The organism is Bradyrhizobium sp. BTAi1 (assembly GCF_000015165.1).
Taxonomy (GTDB): Bacteria; Pseudomonadota; Alphaproteobacteria; order Rhizobiales; family Xanthobacteraceae; genus Bradyrhizobium; species Bradyrhizobium denitrificans.
Genome location: NC_009485.1, coordinates 6,573,396 through 6,593,691, shown reverse-complemented (window position 1 = coordinate 6,593,691; position 20,296 = coordinate 6,573,396). Strand labels below are relative to the sequence as shown.

The 20,296-nt window shown below is 64.6% G+C and carries 10 protein-coding genes; 4 read left to right on the top strand and 6 right to left on the bottom strand.

All coding sequences use genetic code 11. The features are described 5' to 3' along the window. Positions 1 to 634 precede the first annotated feature (634 nt). Positions 635 to 3,322 carry a DNA ligase D gene (gene ligD, locus BBTA_RS29650; protein ID WP_012046192.1) on the top strand — a complete coding sequence of 896 codons (2,688 nt, stop codon included), beginning with the start codon at positions 635 to 637 and terminating at the stop codon, positions 3,320 to 3,322. Between the two features lie 71 nt (positions 3,323 to 3,393). Here ligD and BBTA_RS39225 read toward each other — a convergent pair whose 3' ends face one another. Continuing rightward, positions 3,394 to 3,558, bottom strand: coding sequence for a DUF3309 family protein (locus BBTA_RS39225; protein ID WP_006614022.1), 165 nt, complete (start codon positions 3,556 to 3,558; stop codon positions 3,394 to 3,396). 171 nt (positions 3,559 to 3,729) lie between these two features. Here BBTA_RS39225 and BBTA_RS29645 point away from each other — a divergent pair, with 171 nt between their 5' ends. After that, the gene (locus tag BBTA_RS29645; RefSeq protein WP_012046191.1) at positions 3,730 to 4,041 is read left to right on the top strand and encodes a polyhydroxyalkanoic acid system family protein; all 312 of its coding nucleotides are present in this window, start codon (positions 3,730 to 3,732) and stop codon (positions 4,039 to 4,041) included. Here the strand turns inward: BBTA_RS29645 and treY are convergent, their stop codons facing one another. Genes treY through treS form a run of 5 tightly spaced genes read right to left on the bottom strand, consistent with a single transcriptional unit; the run spans position 4,042 to position 16,135 of the window. Then, entirely contained in the window at positions 4,042 to 6,846 is a 2,805-nt protein-coding gene (gene treY / locus BBTA_RS29640) for a malto-oligosyltrehalose synthase (protein ID WP_012046190.1), read from the bottom strand. Between the two features lie 2 nt (positions 6,847 to 6,848). Continuing rightward, complete coding sequence (treZ, locus tag BBTA_RS29635; RefSeq protein WP_012046189.1) at positions 6,849 to 8,618, bottom strand: malto-oligosyltrehalose trehalohydrolase; 1,770 nt, start codon at positions 8,616 to 8,618, stop codon at positions 6,849 to 6,851. Then, entirely contained in the window at positions 8,615 to 10,690 is a 2,076-nt protein-coding gene (gene glgX / locus BBTA_RS29630) for a glycogen debranching protein GlgX (protein ID WP_012046188.1), read from the bottom strand. The genes treZ and glgX overlap by 4 nt, the downstream gene beginning before the upstream one ends. A gap of 4 nt (positions 10,691 to 10,694) precedes the next feature. Next, entirely contained in the window at positions 10,695 to 12,833 is a 2,139-nt protein-coding gene (glgB, locus tag BBTA_RS29625; protein WP_012046187.1) for a 1,4-alpha-glucan branching protein GlgB, read from the bottom strand. Next, complete coding sequence (gene treS, locus BBTA_RS29620; RefSeq protein WP_012046186.1) at positions 12,830 to 16,135, bottom strand: maltose alpha-D-glucosyltransferase; 3,306 nt, start codon at positions 16,133 to 16,135, stop codon at positions 12,830 to 12,832. The genes glgB and treS overlap by 4 nt, the downstream gene beginning before the upstream one ends. A 341-nt stretch (positions 16,136 to 16,476) precedes the next feature. On the opposite strand from treS, the gene malQ reads away from it, so the two are divergent. Both malQ and BBTA_RS29610 read left to right on the top strand, forming a co-directional pair. Further along, positions 16,477 to 18,429 (top strand): 4-alpha-glucanotransferase, encoded by a 1,953-nt coding sequence (gene malQ, locus BBTA_RS29615; protein WP_012046185.1) that lies wholly within the window; start codon positions 16,477 to 16,479, stop codon positions 18,427 to 18,429. Between the two features lie 42 nt (positions 18,430 to 18,471). Beyond that, positions 18,472 to 20,283, top strand: a complete 1,812-nt coding sequence (locus BBTA_RS29610; RefSeq protein ID WP_012046184.1) for a glycoside hydrolase family 15 protein — start codon at positions 18,472 to 18,474, stop codon at positions 20,281 to 20,283. The last annotated feature ends 13 nt before the right edge of the window (positions 20,284 to 20,296 follow it).

Here is a 20,296-nt window from a genome sequence, read left to right as displayed (position 1 = left end):
GGCCATGACGGTGCCGAGGGAGCGGTGATGCCTCACTCAGCATGGCGGCACCGAAGGTGCCGAGCGGCCCTCTTTGCCCGTCGGGCTGTTATGTCGCAGCTGTCGACGCTTGCGTCGTCGGGCAAATCAGATCGATGTTTTCGCGCATCCCGCCTCATGCAGAGGGCGTACGCGTCGTCACGATACGTGGAGTGCGGGAGGCGATGGACGGGACGGCAGCGTGCGCATCAGCGTGGACGAGCGCTGTCTCCCGGACGTGAAGTCGCGTGGTCCTGGCGCCCCGAAGCTGGCGTCAAGTCCGGGCCGCTGACGAGGCGGGCGGGCGACGGTGGCTAACAAGCCGGACACCGGGGAGATCGCGGAGTAAGCGTTAACACCATCGCGCAGGGAAGGCCGGTTGGTGGCCGTACCTGTGGTGACTGCCGCCTGCTTTTTTTCTGCAGGCGGGCCATGGGCCGCGGTCAGCACCCGGCCTTCCCTGCACCCTCTCGCTTCTACAGAGGGCGGACGGCAGCAAGACCTGGGCTCGTCGAGCGCTGGGAACGCGGAACTTTGTCCGGTGTTATCATGCGGATCGGCCGGTTCCACGACCCCGCCGGCTTTGCTACGCTACCGCTCAACGCGAGGGATCATCGTGGCGCTCAAGAAGCTTTCCACCTACCGCAAGAAGCGCGATTTCGAGAAAACGGCAGAGCCGTCCGGCGACGCCAAGGTCGCGCCCGCCCCGCGGCCTCGCTTTGTGATCCAGAAGCATGATGCGACGCGGCTGCATTACGACCTACGGCTGGAATTTGGCGGCGTTTTCAAGTCATGGGCCGTGACCAAGGGGCCATCGCTTGATCCGCACGACAAGCGGCTCGCGGTCGAGGTGGAGGACCATCCGCTCGACTACGGCGATTTCGAAGGCACGATTCCGGAAGGCGAATATGGCGGCGGCACCGTCATGCTGTGGGATCGCGGCTATTGGGATAGCGAGGATCCCGAGCGCGGCTTCGAGAAGGGCGATCTGAAATTCACCCTCGATGGCGAGAAGCTGCATGGCAGCTGGGTGCTGGTGCGGATGCGCAATGATCGCACCGGCGGCAAGCGTACCAACTGGCTCTTGATCAAGCATCGCGACGAGTTCGCCCGGGAGGGCGCGGCCAACGACATTCTGGAGGCCGATAGATCCGTCGCGTCGGGCCGCACGATGGCGCAGATCGCGGCCGGCAAGGGCAGGGCGCCCAAGCCCTTCATGCTCGGCAAGACCAAGCGCATGAATGCCGACGCGGTGTGGCACTCCAACCGTAGCGACAGCAAGGCCTCGCCCGCGCGGAAGCTGGCGCCGAAATCCAAACCGGCGAAGGTCGCCGGTCGGCCGAAACAGGCCGCGCCGCGGAGCGTGGCATCGCTGCCGGACTTCGTCCCGCCCGAGCTCTGCACCTCCGTGGCGCAGCCGCCGAGCGGCGAGGGCTGGGCGCATGAGATCAAGTTCGACGGCTACCGCGTGCAGATCAGGGTCGAAGACGGCAGGGCCACCCTCAAGACGCGCAAGGGCCTGGACTGGACCGCCAAGTTCGGCGCCATTGCCGAGGAAGCCGGCAAGCTGCCCGACGCGATCATCGATGGCGAGATCGTCGCGCTCGAGCAGGACGGCAATCCGAATTTCTCGGCGCTGCAGGCGGCGATCTCTGCGGGCCAGACCGATGAGTTGATCTTCTTTGCCTTCGACCTGATGTTCGTCGACGAGTTCGACCTGCGCCGTCAGCCGCTGCGCGAGCGCAAGGCGCGGCTTGCAAAGCTCTTGAAGGCAAGCATCAAGGGCAAGACGCCGCGCATTCGTTATGTCGAGCATTTCGAGAGCGACGGCGAGGCGGTGCTGGAGTCCGTGCGCAAGCTGAAGCTCGAAGGCATCGTCTCGAAGAAGCTCGACTCCGCCTATCACTCCGGGCGAACCGAGAGCTGGACCAAGGCCAAGACCCGGCCCGGCCACGAGGTCGTCATTGGCGGCTGGAAGACCACCAATGGCAAATTCCGTTCGCTGATGGTCGGCGTCACCCAGGACGATCATCTCGCTTATGTCGGCATCGTCGGCACCGGCTTCGGCCAGGACACGGTGAAGGAGATCATGCCGGCGCTGCAGGCGGCTGCGGCTGACAAGAGCCCGTTCGGCGGCAAGAACGCGCCCCGCAAGGCGCGCGACGTGCATTGGGTGAAGCCCGAGCTGGTCGCCGAGATCGAGTTTGCAGGCTTTACCGGCGACGGCAATGTCCGGCAGGCCTCGTTCAAGGGCCTGCGTCAGGACAAGCCGGCACGCGAGGTCGTCGCGGAGCAGCCGGTCGTCGCCAGGAAAGTGACGAAGCCGGTGGCGCGTGCTGCGGCGACGGTCGCGACGGGCGGCGCCACCGTGCACAAGACGCCGTCGCGGTCGAAGAGCTCAGCCACGGTGATGGGCGTTGCGATCTCGAAACCCGACAAGGCGCTGTGGCCGGACGCCGGCGACGGCGAACTGGTCACCAAGCTCGATCTGGCGAACTATCTCGCCGCGGTCGGCGACTGGATGATCGTGCATCTGAAGGGACGGCCGTGCTCGATCGTCCGCGCGCCCGATGGCATCGCTGGCGAGACCTTCTTCCAGCGGCACGGCATGCAGGGCATGTCCGACCTGCTCGAACTCGTCAAAGTCTCCGGCGATCGCAAGCCCTATCTGCAGATCGATCGCGTCGAGGGACTGATTGCCGTGGCTCAGGTCGCAGCGGTCGAGCTGCATCCATGGAACTGCGCGCCTGACGCCTATGACGTGCCGGGCCGGCTGGTGTTCGATCTCGATCCGGCGCCGAATGTGGCATTTGAGGCGGTGATGGCAGCCGCCAAGGAGATGCGGCAGCGACTGGAGAGCCTCGGCCTGGAAAGCTTCTGCAAGACCACCGGCGGCAAGGGCCTGCACGTCGTGGTGCCGCTGCGCCATGGCGCGCGCGACAGGGTGACGTGGCCGGAGGCGAAGGCCTTTGCGCAGGGCGTGTGCCAGTGGATGGCCAATGACAGTCCAGATGACTATCTGCTGAACATGTCGAAGAAGCTGCGCAAGGGAAAGATCTTCCTCGACTATCTGCGCAACGACCGGATGTCGACGGCTGTGGCGGTGTTGTCACCCCGGGCGCGGGAAGGCGCGACGGTGTCGATGCCGGTGACCTGGGCGCAGGTGAAGAACGGGCTCGATCCGAAGCGCTACACCGTTCGCACGGTCCCGGCGCTGCTGGCCAAGACCAAGGCATGGGAGGGGTATGACGACGCGGCCCGATCGATCAAGCCGGCGATCAAGAAGCTGACGGACAAATTGTAGAAGGTTGTTAGCTCGTTCGGGCAGACAGGGTATGCGCCGCGTCTGCCCGCCGAAGAATTATCATAGGTGAATCAGATCCGTCCGAGCAGGACGAGGATCAGCACGATGACGATGATCAGGCCGAGACCGCCGCCGCCATAATAGCCGGTGCCGTAGAACGGTCCGCCGCCGATGCCGGAAAAGCCGCCGAGCAGCGCGATGATGAGAATGATGAGGATGATCGTTCCGATGGACATGTACTTCCCTCCAGAGCCCGGCAGCGGGGCGGTGCGTCACTCTGCCTTCGCCGAGCAAACTGGTCGGAACTTCGAAAGTTCCCGACTTGGATCAGGTAAAATCGGAAGTGTGGCTTTGCGGTCGTCTCGGCCGATGACTACATGCTGAGGGCTGTTAGTCAGGAGATCGCGATGTCAAGACCGCTTGTCGTTTCCATTCCGCACCGCCTCGGAAAGGACGAGGCCGTGCGCCGGCTGCAGTCTGGACTCCGCCGGGCGGCGAGCAGCATTCCCGTGCTCAGCGTAGATGAGGAACGCTGGGACGGCGACAAGATGCTGTTCCGCGTCCGTGCGCTCGGGCAGGCAGCGTCGGGCCATGTCGATGTTGCCGAGGATCACGTCCGCGTCGAAGTCACATTGCCCTGGCTGCTGCAGCGCTTTGCCGAGGCGGCGCAGGCCGCGATCCGCAGCCGCGGCCAGCTGCTGCTGACCAAGAAGAGCTGATCAGGTGGGGGGCGCCAGCACAGGGGCTTGCCTGGCGCCGTGATCGGCGGAGTTCTCCACGCGGGCTGCCAGCAGGGCTGCCGGGAGGTGAGTGAACAGCGATGAGACGGAGAGCGCGCCGTCCTGCATTTGAGGGGCAGTGTAGCCTGGACTATGCACAATGGCGTCGAACGCGTCGGCGTGCGGCCAGAACCGGCCGCTGTCCGTGAACGGCGCCAAGGCACGCGCGACCACGACAATGACCGCCTCGCGGCCACGACGGCGCGCAAAGGCGATGATGTGATCGGCGTCACGGCCCGACACATCGAGCGGTTCGTAGGAACCGTCGGTGAAGACTCCGGGCAGCTGATTGCGGAGCTTGAGAAGCTGCCGCGTCCAGGCCAGCTTGATGCGACCGTCCGGCCAGTGCGCGATGAGATCGGTCCAGTCGGGCGTCTCGCTGTCGCGCAGCGCCCGCTCGCGCGCGGCGAAATCGACCGGGCGGCGGTTGTCCGGATCGACCATCGAGAGGTCCCAGAACTCGGTGCCCTGGTAGAAATCGGGCACGCCGGGCAAAGTGGCCTTGAGCGTGAGTTGCGTCAGCGAGTTCAGCGCGCCCAGCAGCGCGACCCGCTTGGCCAGGGTCTCCATGGCCTGCAGGAACTCGGCCGAACGCTCGCGATCGAGCATGCGTGCGATGAAGCTGCGCAGGCCGTTCTCATAGGCCTCGTTCGGATTGAGCCAGCTGGTTTCCTCCTTGCCCTCCCGCGCCGCTTTGAGCGCGTAGGCCTGGAGACGTTCGGGCAGGCTGTCATCGGAACCTGTCGCCGGCCAGATGCCGACGAGGGTCTGATAGAGCATATATTCGAACGCCGCCGACGGTGCGCGCATATGGCCGTCTGTCACCACGTTCGGCGCGTTCATCGTCTTCCAGCGCGCCACCGCGGAGGTCCAGTCGTTGGGCAGCTCTGTGAGCGCTGCAAGGCGCGTGCGGGCATCCTCGCCGCGCTTGGTGTCGTGGGTGGCGGTGGCGGTCATGCCGTGCGGCCAATGCTTGGCGCGCTGCCGCATGAGCGCATGGAAATCCCCGATCGACAACGCATGAGCCGCCGGATCGCCGCCGACCTCGTTGAGCGCGAGCAGCCGGTGGAACCGATAGAAGCCGGTGTCCTCCAGCGACTTGGCCATCATCGGCCCGGTGAATTGCTGAACCTTCAGGGCGAAGCGGCGGACGCGGGGAACGCTGTGGGTGGTGGTACGGTCGCGCTTGATGAGATCCATCGTCAGCGCATCGCGCAGGAAGTCGAAAATCGAGCCGTCGGACGCGAACCATTCGGCGCGGGCGCCGGCAATGGCGTGATTGATCAGCTTGCGGTCGGCCTCCGTCGGTCCAGCGCCGGTGAGGTAGGTGCGGTAGACCGGGAAGTGCAGCACGTAGAGCTCGAGCGCCTGGCGCAGGCTGTCTTCCGAATAGTCACGCGTGGCGTAATGGCCATTGGCGATGCGCGCGAGCAGCCGTGTCAACACGATGAACTCGCTGGTCAGCAGGGTCTCGAGGACGCGTCGCTTGGCTTCCTTGATCACAGGCGCGAGCTTTGGCGGCTTGTTGCTGATCTGGCGCCAGATCTCGTCCAGCGGCTCCAGCCCGTTCTGATCGATCAAGAGCTGGGTGATGACATTCATCCACTCATAGCCGGTGGTGCCATGCACGCCGGCGAAGCTGGGCAGCTTCTCATGTTCGCAGAGGATCTTCTCGATCACGACGTAGAACGGTCCTGCCGCGGGTCCGCGGGCATCACGAATGAGACGGCGCAGGCGTTGGAAATATTGCGCGGGATCGCGCAGGCCGTCGATGTGGTCGAGCCGCAGCCCCTGCAACTGGCCGTCGGCGATCAATCTCTTGACCAGCCGATGAATGGCTTCGAACGTTGCTGCATCCTCGACGCGCAGGCCTGCCAGCGTGTTGACGTCGAAGAAGCGGCGATAGTTGATGTCGCTCGACGCCAGCCGCCAGTGGCCGAGCTTGTAATGCTGCCGCTCGAGCAGATGGTGCAAGGCCTGCGTCTGGGCCGGCCGGCCCTCGCCGGCCTTGTAGGCGGACAGCCCGCGGGCGATGATCTCGGCCGCGCCCGGAATGGCCTTGAGCGCCGCCTTGAAGCCTGGCGCTTCCTTGCGATTGGGATGACGCAGGCCCGGATAGCGCGAGACCAGCTCCAGGATCGCCTTGCCGGCGTCGCTGCTCTCCTCGCCGGCCTCCTTGATGATGATGCGCAGCATCTCGCCATAGCGTTCGGGTGCGATTGGCAGCCGATGCTCGAAATACCAGCAGGAGAACGAGCCTTCGCCGGGATCGTAGCGCAGCGCGATGTCGCCGTGCTCAAGCGCGTGGCCATAGGAGGTGCCGATGATCGGCAGCAGCACGCCGCCGCGTGCGCGATAGGGCAGCTGGTCCCAGTCGATGTCGAAGGAGGCGGCATGCGGCGACGCTTGGCCCCATTCAAGCACGTCGAGCCACCACGGATTGTCGTCGAAATGTACCCCGACATGGTTCGGCACGAAATCGAGGATCAGCCCGAGATCGTTCGCCTTCAGGGCCGCGCTCAGTCTCGCAAAGCCTCCCTCGCCGCCGAGCTCGGGATTGAGCTTGGCATGATCGGTGATGTCATAGCCGTGCGTCGAGCCCTTGCGTGCCTTCATGAAGGGCGAGGCGTAGACATGGCTGATGCCGAGCGCCTTGAGATAGGGCACCACGCGGGCCGCCGCCTCGAAATTGAAATCGGCGGTGAGCTGCAGGCGGTAGGTTGCGAGCGGAATCGACGGAGGCATGATTATCCTCCGATGCTCCAGTACACGGACCAGGGCGGCAGGCGATCACCCGGCGTGCCGCCCCAGATCGGCGTGCCGTTGACGTCGTTGGATGGTCCGGCGATCTCCTTGTCCGAGACGTTGGCGAGAAGCCGCAGCTGGCTGCCATCACCCATCGTCCAATGTGCGGTCAGGCGGCCCTCATCGGTCACATCGGCTGCGCCGAAGGTCGCTCCAGGCAGAAGCGGTGCCACCTTGCTGTGCCGCACGGCGAGGAGATCGCGCACCAGCGCCAGCCGCTCGCGACCGGGCGGTTCGTTGCGCGCATCCCAGTCGATGATCGCAGATCTGAACGTCTCAACGTCGAGCGGGTCGGGAACCTCGTCGCCATATTTGGCGTACGCCCATTCATATTCCTTGCGGCGTCCCTTGCGGACGGCGTGGGCGAGATCGCCCTGGAAATCGCAGAAGAACGGGAACGGCTGCTTCGAGCCCCACTCCTCGCCCATGTACAGCATCGGCACGGTCGGCGCGAGCAGCGTGACGGCAAGGGCCGCGGCAATACCTTCCGGCGGCGCCAGCGCTTCGAGCCGGTCGCCGAACACGCGGTTGCCAATCTGGTCATGGTTCTGCAGGAAGTTCACGAAGGCGCCGGGGGCGAGATGACCGCTCGGCTCACCCCGCCGGATGCCGCCCCAGAACGCCGCCTGCTCGCCCTGATAGACAAAGCCGGAGGCGAGTGCGCGTGCGAGGCCGCCACGCGGGTTGTCCTGGTAGTCGCCGTAATAGCCTGTGGTCTCGCCCGTCAGCATGACGTGCCAGACGTGATGATAGTCGTCGTTCCACTGCGCGCGGAATTTACCACGCGGCGGCTCTTCCGCCGCGTCGAGCATGCTGGCGCGGTTGTCGCCATTTTCCAGCACGAGATGGATGTGCCGCCCGGTCTGCGCGACGAGCCTGCCGACCGCGGCGCTCAGCTCGTGCAGCATCGGGATCTCACCCTCGTTGGAGAGGATATGGTTGACGGCGTCGAAGCGCAGCCCGTCGAAGCGATAATCGGTCAGCCAATGCAGCGCATTCTCGATCGCGAAGGCGCGCACTTCGGGCCGCCGATAGTCGATGGCGCTCCCCCACGGCGTATGCGTATCGGTGAAGAAGGTCGGCGCGTAGCGGGCGATATAGTTTCCTTCCGGTCCGAAGTGATTGTAGACGACGTCGAGGAACACCATCAGCCCGCGCAGATGCGCCTCGTCGATCAGCGCGCGCAGATCGTCGGGGCGGCCATAGACGCTGTCCGGCGCGTAGAGCAGAACACCGTCATAGCCCCAGTTGCGGCGCCCGGCGAAGTCCGCGAGCGGCATCAGTTCCAGCGCGGTGATGCCGGTCTCGACGAGATGATCGAGCTTGTCGATCATCGCGCGATAGGTGCCCTCTTCGGTAAAGGTGCCGACGTGGCTTTCGAGGAACACCGCATCCTGCCACGGCCGGCCGCGCCAGTCCTTGGCGCGCCAGACGTAGGCGCAGTGGTCGATCACCTCGCTCGGACCCGAGACGTCCTCGGGCTGAAAATCCGAACCGGGATCGGGCACGTCGAGCTCGTCGTCGATGCGGAACTTGTAGCGGGTGCCGGCCCCAATGCCCGGAGCGTCAAGCGCGTACCAGCCGCCGTCACGGCGTTGCATCTCGCGCCTGCCATCATCGAGCACCAGATCGACGCGCCTGGCCGCGGGCGCCCACAGTCGGAAACTGGTGCCATGCTCGGATAGCCGCGGTCCGAATTGACGCCCACTCATGACACGCCTGCATAGGCAAGGACGGAGCGAGGCGGCGCCTTGAGATCAGCCCCAGCCGCGAAGTCGGCCGGTTTCTGCTGGATCTCGGTGGTGTCGAGGACCTGTTGCCACGTCTTGTATTCGGCGAGCTTGGGCAATTTGAATCCGATCTCTTCGGGGGCGGCGTTCAGAACGATAAAGATCGGAGCCTGCTCCTGTTCCACCGGCGCGAGGACATAGGCGAGAAATCGTCCGTCGGGAAAGGTCCAGTCGGTTTGCGTCATTTCCTCCGCCGAGGGCGTCAGCCACAGCACGCCGAAACTGCCGTCCGCGCGACGACCGTCGAGCCAGCGGCGCGCACGGATCTGGCCGAAGCGACGGCGCAGTTCGGTCATGTGGGCGATGAAGTCGGTGAGGTCGTCGCCCTCGCGACCGATGCCGCTCCAATCGACCCAGCCGACCTCGTTATCCTGGCAATAGGCGTTGTTGTTGCCGCTCTGCGAATTGCCGACCTCGTCGCCTGCGAGCAGCAGCGGCAAACCCTGCGCGAGAAACAGACAGGCAAGCTGGTTCTTGCGCAACTGCCGGCGCAGCGCATTGATGGCGGGATCGCTGCTCGGCCCCTCATGACCGCAATTGTTGCTGTGGTTGTCGTTGGAGCCGTCGCGATTGTCCTCGCCATTCGCCTCGTTGTGCTTGCTGTTGTAGCTGAACAGATCCGCAAGCGTGAAACCGTCATGGACGGTCACGTGGTTGACGCTGGCGCGCTGGGTGCGGCCGTCGTGATTGAAGATGTCCGACGACCCGGTCATCCGGCTCGAGACCTCGCCGATCAGGCTGCCTTCGCCGCTCCAATAGCGGCGCATGGCGCTGCGATAGCGATCGTTCCATTCCGACCATTGCGACGGGAAGGCGCCGACCTGATAGCCGCCGAGGCCGACATCCCAGGGCTCGGCCACCAGCTTCACGCCGGCGAGCACCGGGTCCTGCCGGACCGCGGTGAGGAAGCCGCTGCGGCGATCGAAGCCGTGCTTCTCGCGCGCGAGGGTGGTAGCGAGATCGAAGCGGAAGCCGTCGACGTGGCAGACCTCGACCCAGTAGCGCAACGAATCCATCACCATCTGCAGCACGCGCGGATGCGTCAGGTTTACCGAGGAGCCGCAACCGGTGAAATCGTCGTAGAAGCGCGGATTGTCGGGCTGCAGCCAATAATACGACGCGTTGTCGATGCCGCGATAGCACAGCGTCGGGCCGAGATGATTGCCCTCGGCGGTGTGGTTGTAGACGACGTCGAGCATGACCTCGATGCCCGCGTCATGCAGACGCGCGACCGTGGTTCTGAAGGCATCGAGCGGATTGTCCTGCGCGTAGCGCTGCTCCGGCGCAAAGAACGAGATCGTATTGTAGCCCCAGTAGTTGACGAGCTTCTTCTCGACCAGCATGCGGTCGTCGATGAAGGCGTGGATCGGCAATAGCTCGATGGTCGTGACGCCGAGCCGCTTCAGGTGCTTGATCATCGCCGGCGCCGACAGGCCGCCGAACGTGCCGCGCAGATTCGGCGGCACGTCGTCGCGTCGGTTGGTCAGGCCCTTGACGTGGGCCTCGTAGATGATCGTGTCCTCCCACGGGATTTGCGGCCGCATCTCGCGGCGGCCCCAATTGAAGGTCTCGTCGATGACGACGGCCTTGGGCATGCCGCGCGCATTGTCGCGGCGGTCGAAGGAGAGATCCTCGCGCGGCGAGCCCGCGCGATAGGCGAAATGTGCGTCGCTCCAGACCAGCCGGCCGGCGAGCCGCTTTGCATAGGGGTCGAGCAGCAGCTTGTTGGCATTGAAGCGGTGGCCGCGTTCCGGCTCGTAGGGGCCGTAGACGCGGTAGCCGTAAAGCTGCCCGGGCGAGACATCGTTGAGATAGCCGTGCCAGACATCCTCGGTGCGCTCCGGCAGCTCGATGCGCTCGATCTCGCGCCGGCCCTGGCTGTCGAACAGGCACAGCTCGACCTTCTCGGCATTGGCGGAGAACAGCGCAAAATTCGTCCCCCGTCCGTCCCAGGTGGCACCGAGACGGGCGTGACTTCCGGCCGACAGGCGCATCGCGTCAGGCTTCCGGGACGAGAAATACCGCTGCCATGGGCGGGAGGATGAGGTTGAGCTGTTGATCTTCAGAGGCATGGACCTGGCCGACGTTGCCGACATTGCTGCCGCCATAATGCGAGGAGTCGGAATTGAAGACTTCCCGCCATGTGCCGCCGAGCGGCACGCGGACCCGGTAATTGTAATACACGTTGGGCGAAAAGTTCACGACCACGACGCAGCGAGCCCGCTCATCGAAGCCCTTTCTCACCCAGGCGAAGACATTGCGGTCGGCATCTTCCGTGATCAGCCAGTCAAACCCCTCCGGCTCGCAATCCCGCTCATGCAAAGCGGGCTGATTGCGATAGAGATGGTTGAGGTCGCGGATCAGCGCCTGGATGCCGGCATATTTTGCGTCGCCGAGCAGGTGCCAATCGAGCGAGGAATCGTGATTCCACTCGCGCTCCTGGGCGATCTCGCAGCCCATGAACAACAGCTTCTTGCCCGGATGTCCGAACATGAAGCTGTAATAGGCGCGCAGATTGGCGAAGCGTTGCCAATCGTCGCCGGGCATGCGGCCGAGGATCGAGCGCTTGCCGTGCACGACCTCGTCATGCGACAGCGGCAGGATGAAGTTTTCTGAAAAGGCGTAGTGCAGGCCGAACAGGATCTCGCCGTGGTGATATTTGCGGTGGATCGGATCCTTGCCGACATAGCGCAAGGTGTCGTGCATCCAGCCCATGTTCCACTTGTAGCCGAAACCGAGCCCGCCGATGTCGACCGGGCGCGACACCTGCGGCCAGGCGGTCGATTCCTCGGCGGCCGTGGTCGCCTGCGGGAAATGGCCGAACACCTCGATATTGGTTCGCCGCAGAAACTCGATCGCCTCCAGGTTCTCCCGCCCGCCATACTTGTTCGGGATCCAGCCGCCGGACGGACGGCTGTAGTCGAGATAGAGCATCGAGGCGACGGCGTCGACGCGCAAGCCGTCGATGCCGTAGCGCTCCAGCCAGAACAGCGCGTTCGAGCGCAGGAAATTGGCCACTTCGGTGCGGCCGTAATTGTAGATCAGGGTGCCCCAATCGAGATGGCGGCCCTGCATCGGGTTGGCGTGCTCGTACAGCGCCGTGCCGTCGAAATGGCCGAGGCCGTGCGGATCATCGGGGAAATGTCCGGGCACCCAGTCCAGCCAGACCGCCAGTCCCTCGCGGTGGCAGGCGTCCACCAGGGCACAGAAATCCTCCGGGCTGCCGAAGCGGCTGGTCGGGGCGAACAGGCCGGTCGGCTGATAGCCCCAGGAGCCGTCGAACGGGTGCTCGCTGACCGGCAGAAATTCGATATGCGTAAAACCCATGTCTCGCGCATAGGCCGGCAACTGCTCGGCCAGCTCGCGATAGGTGAGCCATTGGTTGTTGTCCTTGCGCCGCCAGGACCCGAGATGCACCTCGTAGATCGAAACCGGCCTGTCCAGCTTGTTGATGTCCGAGGGGGCCGGCCGCGGTCGCGGCAGGCGCGTTTCGTCGACAACGATGGATGCCGTCTTGGGACGCATCTCGGCCGCGAACGCCATCGGGTCCGATTTCAGCGGCAGGTGCTCGCCCTGCGGGCCGATAATGTCGAACTTGTAGTGATCCCCGGCTTTGGCTCGGGGAATGAACAGCTCCCAATAGCCGTTGCCCCGCACCCGCATCGGGTGACGCCGCGCATTCCAGAAGTTGAAATCGCCGACCACGCTGACACGGCGCGCGTTCGGCGCCAGCACCACGAAGCCCACCCCGTCGACGCCGTCGAGCACCATCGGGTGGGCGCCGAGCTTGTCGTAGAGCCGCTCGTGGTTGCCTTCGCCGAGCAGATGCAGGTCGAAATCGGTCAGGATCGGCAGGAAGCGATAGGGGTCCTCGAGGTCGGTGACGTGATCGCCGAACGTCGCCCGCAGCCGATAGCGCTGCGGCCCCGACATGGTCCCGGTGAACAGGCCGGCGTCATGGATCCGTGCAAGCGGTGCCACCTCGCCATTGTCTCCGACGGCCTCGACGCGCGAGGCCTCGGGCAGGAACGCGCGGATCACGGTCCGGCCGTCGACGTCGTGTTGACCGAGATAGCGAAACGGGTCGGCATGCCGACCTTCGATGATCGCAAACGCCTCGGGAGAAAGATGGGTCATGAGGACTCGCTGGCAGGTGCTGGTACGGACAGGACGCGAAGCAGGTTGCCCAGCGCGACGCGTAGCCAGTCCGGCCGGTGAGCGAGGTCATATTCCAGTGCGCCGAGCGCTTTTTCCAGCAGGAAAAAGCTCAGGAGCGCCTCTGCTGTGTGCGGATCGTCAGGCCAAAGGCCCTGGGCGGCCTTGATCTCCCGATAACCTGCCAAGAACGCGGCGCTGGCCTGGTCGCGCCAGTCCGCCAAGGCCGTGGTCAGCTTGCTGTGATCGTCGGGGGCGGCCTGCAGGGCGTGATCGAGCGCAACACGGACCGAGCAGTCGATCGAGCGCAGGAAGCCTGCGATATCTTTCGCCGGCGGCGCCTTGCGGCGACGCTCGGCCAGCGGCTGCTCCTCGTCGCCATCGAAATCAATGATGAAGATGTCATCCTTGACGATCAGGATCTGGCCGAGATGAAAATCGCCATGCAGGCGGATATCGCAGCCGCCGACGTGGTGCGGGATCAGATGGCTCAGCCGCTCGGACAATTCGCCGCGCCTGGCGAGCACCTGATCGATGAGGCCGCGTTCCGGGTCCTTGAAGTGGTCGCGCCGCTCGATCAGTCGGGCAAGGACCCGGTTGGCCTGGGCGCGAAGCCGGTCGATCCAATGATCGAGGCTGTCGGCTGTGGTCGGCTCGGGGGCAAAATCGGCGATGTCGTTGCGGGATGCCAGGGCCGCATGCAACTCGCCGACCCGTCGGCCCGCCTGAGTCATATAGCGCAGATAGGGGGAGCGCTCCTCGTTCTGCCGCTCGTCGCCTTGGGCGGTGAACACCCGCTGGTCGTCGATGTAGCGATCGAGATAGGCCAAGGTGACGGTCCAGCCGTCGCCCTGGTTCTCGATGAAGCCATGAACACTGCCGATCGTGCGGCGCTCGTCGTCCTGGATGAACTCGACGCTGCCGAGCAATGGCGGCACGTTGGCGAAGCCGACAGTCTCGGTCAGGAAATGGCCGACGTCGATCTCGGGGTGAACGCCTGCCTCGAGTTCACGGTGGATCTTGATGAAGTAGTCGTTGTTGACGACGGCCTTGCTGCTGCAGCGGTCGGTCTCGATGATGCGAACCTGCTCGGACTCGCTGATCGGCCGGTCGGGAAATTTCGAGGTCGGACGAAATTCGAGGCGCAGCCCGTCTTCCTCCACGGTCAGCGACTGCCGGAGATTGCGCAGCAGCAGAGCGAGAAAGATCGGGCTGGTCGCGGCATCCAGTACGGTGCCTTCACGCGCGCCCTGGCGCACGGCGGCAAACGCCTGCGGATTGTAGCGCTCGCGATCGAAGCGAACCCAGTCGATCCACATCGGCAGCAGATAGCGCAGCTCGTCGTTGCGTTCAGCGGCCTTGAAGAAGATCAGCCAGGGGCGGTTGTCGCCGATGTCACAGAACGGAATGGCGGATGTCAGCGTCGGGTGGATCGCATCGGCCGACCGTTCCGGATACCAACGCGTGCGCGCCAGATGTCCGGGCAGCACGTCGCGTTCGAACAGGCTCCGCGTGCGCGCCAGCGAAACCCAGGTCGACCCGACGGGAACCACCAGCGTCTCGAACTCCGGCACGGCGCGCTGGACCACCGGTTCGGACTTCTCCCGCTCGCGCAGTTGAAACCAGTAGAATCCGTACGGCGCCAGCGTGATCATATAAGGCAGCTCGCCGATCGCGGGAAAGCGCGACCGGCCCAGCATTTCGATCGGCACGCGGTCCTTGAAGGCCGAGAGGTCGAGCTCCGTCGCCTGCGCCGACCGCGACAGATTGGCGACGCAGAGAATGACTTCGTCCTTGTATTGCCGGACATAGGCCAGCACGGAGCGGTTGGCCGGGCGGATGAAGCTCATGGTGCCGCGGCCAAAGGCGGGCGTCGATTTGCGCACCGAGATCAGCTTCTTGGTCGCATTCAACAGCGACGACAGGCTGCGCGACTGCGCCTCGACATTGACGGCCTCGTAGCCGTAGACCGGATCCATGATCATCGGCGCATACAGCCGGGCCGGGTCGGCGCGCGAGAAGCCGCCATTGCGGTCCGGCGTCCACTGCATCGGCGTGCGCACGCCGTTGCGGTCGCCGAGATAGATGTTGTCGCCCATGCCGATCTCGTCGCCGTAATAGATGATCGGCGTGCCCGGGAACGACATCAGCAGCGAGTTCATCAGCTCGATCTTGCGCCGGTCATTGTCCATCAGCGGCGCGAGGCGCCGGCGGATGCCGACATTGATGCGCGCGCGCGGATCGTTGGCATAGGTCGACCACAGATAATCGCGCTCGACGTCGGTGACCATTTCCAAGGTCAGTTCGTCATGGTTGCGCAGGAACAGCGCCCATTGGCAGGTCGCGGGAATATCCGGCGTCTGGCGCAGGATGTCGGTGATCGGGAAGCGGTCCTCCTGCGCGATGGCCATGTAGATGCGCGGCATCAGCGGGAAGTGGTAGGCCATGTGGCATTCGTCGCCCTGGCCGAAATATTCCTGCACATCCTCCGGCCATTGATTGGCTTCCGCCAGCAGCAGCTTGTCCTTGGCATAGTTGTCGAGCTCGACGCGCAGACGCTTGATGATCGCATGCGTCTCGGGGAGGTTCTCGTTGTTGGTGCCGTCACGCTCGCAGAGATAGGGGATCGCGTCGAGCCGGAAGCCATCGACCCCGGCATCGAGCCAGCGCTTCATCACCTGGATGATCGCGCTCACCACTCGCGGATTGTCGAAATTCAGATCCGGCTGGTGCGAGAAGAAGCGATGCCAGTAGAACTGGCCGGCTTCGGGGTCCCAGGTCCAGTTCGACTTCTCGGTGTCGGTGAAGATGATCCGTGTGCCCAGATATTTCTGGTCGGTGTCGCTCCAGACATACCAGTTGCGGGCGCTGGATCCCGGCGGGCTGCGCCGGGCGCGCTTGAACCAATGGTGCTGGTCGGATGTGTGATTGACGACGAGCTCGGTGATGACGCGCAAACCCCGGCGCTGGGCCTCCTGGATGAAGCGCTTGAAGTCCTTCATCGTGCCGAAATCTGGATTGATGCTGCCGTAATCGGCGATGTCATAGCCGTCGTCGCGCCCAGGGGAGGGATAGAACGGCAGCAGCCACAACGCGGTGACCCCGAGATCCTGGAGATAATCTAGCTTTTCGGTCAGGCCGACAAAATCGCCGATGCCGTCATTGTTGCTGTCGGCGAACGCCTTGACATGCAGCTGGTAGATGATCGCGTCCTTGTACCAAAGGCCGTCGCCATCGGTCGCGGTCTGGAGGTTGGGAGCGTCCAGGGATGACATCAGGTTCATGAAGCCCTCGCCTAGGAGAGAGGATGACGAATCGGCTGCGATTCGGGGGGCCGATGACCCTGACCGAAGCGGCTCTCCTCAAAAGAGGGCAGAATAGGGGACAAAGCGTCGCGAGGGATGACGCTTTCGGACGGGTGCGCAAATTTGTTCACGGTGATGCCATTGACAAGAAATCGTCGTCCCGGTTCGCTAGGCCCCGAGACAACCTTCTTACAAAGCGGCAAGCCTCGTTTGGTTCCCGAAGGAACGACGGCAGACGCGCTGCGTTAGGGGCTTATCCTCTTGCCGTCCCACAACAATTTCACGACGTACGGTCTCCTTACGTCCAGATCGCGTGCCGAATGGATCTCTTCAGCCAAGCTCATAGTCTCGGAATCCTGACAGAATTCTACGACGGTCAGGGGCAGCGCCGCGTCACCGATGAAGCGGCGCTCAAAATCATCGTCGAGGCCTTCCCCAGGCCGACGCCGCACCGACTCCTGAACGACGCCGTGGTGATTCGGGCGGGGCAGCCCGCGCGCAGCCGCCTCAACGAGGCGGCCCAGCTGCCGGTCAGATGGACGATCAAGCGTGGCGATGTCGAGGCCGCCAGCGGCGAGACGCAGGATGGGCTGCTTGAATGGCCGGCCGACCTTGCGGTGGGCAGCTATCGCGTCCAGCTGACCGATGCGTCCTCGTGTCGCGAGGACTTGCCGCTTTTGGTCGCGCCAGGCCAGGCATTCTCGGGCGATTTCGATCGTGTCTGGTTGCTGGCGGTGCAGCTTTACGGCATCCGCTCCCGGCGCAATTGGGGCATGGGCGATTTCACCGATCTCGCGCATCTGATCGAGCTTTGCGCCAAACTGGGCGCTGACGGCGTCGGTCTCAATCCGCTGCATGCGTTGTTCGACGACCGGTCGGGCGATTTCAGCCCTTATGCGCCGAACAGCCGGCTGTTCCTCAACGCGCTTTATGTCGATGTCGAGCAGGCGCCCGGGTTCCGGAACGGCCCGGACAGCAAGACGCTGGAGGCGCTGCGACAGAGCGAGTTGGTCGACTACAAGGGCGTGGCGGCGTTGAAATGGCCGGCCTTGCGCGCCGCCTTCGACCGATTCCTGGCCGCACCCGACAGCGCTGACGCGGCGGAGTTCAAGGCCTATCGCGCCGAGCGTGGCGATCTGCTGGCGCGGTTCACCTGTTTCGAGGTGTTGCGGCACCGGTTCCAGCAGCCCTGGTGGGAGTGGCCGGAGGAATGGCGGCAACCTGACGCAGCACGCTGCGCGGCGCTGCTCAATGGTCCGGATCGCCGCGAGGCCGATTTCGTCGCCTATGTCCAATGGCTGGCCGAGCGGCAGCTGCGCCATTGCAAGGATCTCGCGCACCGGCTGGGCATGAAGGTCGGGCTCTATCTCGATGTCGCGGTCGGCGTTCAGTCCGACGGCTTCGATGCCTGGAACGAGCAGGGCGCGATTTCACGGACCTTGTCGGTCGGCGCGCCGCCCGATCCGTTGAATACGGTCGGGCAGAACTGGGGCCTGGCGGGTTTCAACGCCCCGGGCCTGGAATTGAAGAACTTCGAGCCGTTCCGGGAGATGGTGCGGGCGTCGATGCGGCATGCCGGGGCGATCCGGCTGGACCATGTGCTCGGCCTGAAGCGGCTCTATCTGGTGCCGCACGGATTTCCGGCCAAGCAGGGCGCCTACGTCCAGATGCCGTTCGAGGCACTGCTCGCCGCCACAGCGATCGAAAGCGTGGCCAACCAATGCGTCGTCATCGGCGAGGACCTCGGCACCGTTCCCGAAGGTTTTCGCGAGCAGATGGCCGATTGGGGTCTGTGGTCCTACAAGGTGATGATCTTCGAGCGCGACGACAATGGGCGCTTCCGCGACGTCGATTATTACCCGCCGAATGCGCTGGTGACGCTGAACACGCACGACCTCTCGACCTATGCCGGCTGGCGCTCGTTCGGTGATCTCCGGACCAAGCGCGGCTTGGGCATCGATCCCGGCGAGAGCGACGAGGATCGCTGGCGCGCCCTCGGCTATTGGGACGAGGTGCTGCGCGACAATGGCATTGCAGCCAATGACGTCCATTCCGCGATCAGGTTTCTGTCGCGAACGCGCTCGCGGCTGCTGGCGATCTCGCTCGAGGACCTGCTCGAGGTCGTCGACCAGCCCAACATTCCCGGTACCATCGACGAGCATCCGAACTGGCGCCGCAAGATGCCGGTCGCCATCGAGGACATCGCCGCGACGGCGGGCATTGATGCCTTGAAATCCGCGACCGCCGAACGGATCAGCGCGGCCCGCGTTTAGAGAACGGGATATCGGGCGGGGGCATGTGCATGCGGATGTGGAATGCCCTGCAGGATCGAAGATTATGCGCTGATCGGCGATTGTGAGACGGCTGCGCTTGTCAGCCGCAATGGCTCGATCGATTGGCTGTGCTGGCCGGCGTTCGATTCGGACGCCTGTTTCGCGGCTCTTCTCGGCGATCGCGGCCATGGCCGTTGGCTGATCGAACCGCGGGACGAGGTCCGCGCGGTGTCGCGCCGCTATCGTGGCGACAGCCTCATCCTCGAAACCCGCTTCGAGACCCCGGCTGGCATCGTCGAACTGATCGACTTCATGCCGCCGCGCGGCAGCGCCTCCGACGTCGTCCGTCTGGTTCGCGGTGTGTCCGGACGGGTCGCGATGCGGATGGACCTGATCATCCGTTTCGGGTTTGGTGTCGAGATCCCCTGGGTCCGGCGGACCGAGGACCGCTCCGCGCTGTTCGCGGTGTGCGGACCTGACATGGCCGTGCTGCATACGCCGGTCGAGACGCGCGGCGAGAGCATGACGACGGTCGCCGAATTCGAGGTCACGGCCGGCGACACCATTCCCTTCGTGCTGACCTATGGCCCGTCGCATCTGCCGCCGCCCAAGGCGATCGACCCCGAACAGGCCCTTGCCGACACCGAGGCCTTCTGGACCGACTGGTCGAGCCGTTGCAGCTACCGCGGCGACCATCGTGACCTCGTGATGCGCTCGCTGATCACGCTGAAGGCCCTGACTTATGCCCCGACGGGGGGCATCGTTGCTGCGCCGACGACGTCCTTGCCGGAGAAGCTCGGCGGCAGGCGCAATTGGGACTATCGCTTCTGCTGGCTGCGCGACGCCACGTTCACGCTGCTGGCGCTGATGAACTCGGGCTATACCGAGGAAGCACTGGCCTGGCACAATTGGCTGCTGCGCGCGGCCGCCGGCGCTCCCGCCCATATGCAGATCATGTATGGCATCATGGGGCAGCGGCGGCTGACGGAATGGCAGGCCGAATGGCTGCCCGGCTATGAAGGCTCGCGGCCGGTCCGGATCGGCAATGCCGCCCATGCGCAGCTTCAGCTCGACGTCTATGGCGAGCTCATCGATGCGTTTCATCAGGCGCGCATGACCAAGCTGCGGCTGCAGGATGGCACCTGGGCGCTCGAATGCGCCGTGCTCGACCATCTCACCGACGTCTGGGATCAACCCGATCACGGCATCTGGGAGCGTCGGGGCGATGGCCGGCACTACGTCTTCTCGAAGGTGATGACCTGGGTGGCGTTCGACCGCGCGATCAAGAGCGCCGAGCGGTTCCAGCTGAACGCGCCGCTCGAACGCTGGCAACGGCTGCGCGACACGATTCATCGCGATGTCTGCGACAAGGGCTACGACGCCGGTGTCGGCAGCTTCGTCGATTCCTACGGATCGCAACTGCTCGATGCGAGCCTGCTGCTGTTGCCCGCGGTCGGCTTCCTGCCATGCTCCGATCCGCGCATCCGCAACACCATCGCAGCGATCGAGCGGCACCTGATCCGCGACGGGCTGGTGATGCGGCACGATCCGCGCGAGGCCCCGTCGGATGAGCAGCAGCCGATCGAAGGCGCGTTCCTCGCTTGCACGCTATGGCTCGCCGATGCGCATGTGCTCGCCGGTGACATCGCGAAGGCGGAGACGCTGTTCCAGCGGGTGGTCGACATCGCCAATGACGTCGGCCTGCTCGCGGAGGAGTACGACACGCAGGCGCGCCGGCAGACCGGCAACTTCCCCCAGGCGCTGACGCATATCGCGCTGATCAACACGGCGCAGAATCTGAGCGGCGCCAAGAAGGCCGAACACAAGCCGGCCAAGCAGCGGTCGGAGGCCTGACGCGGGGTCGCGC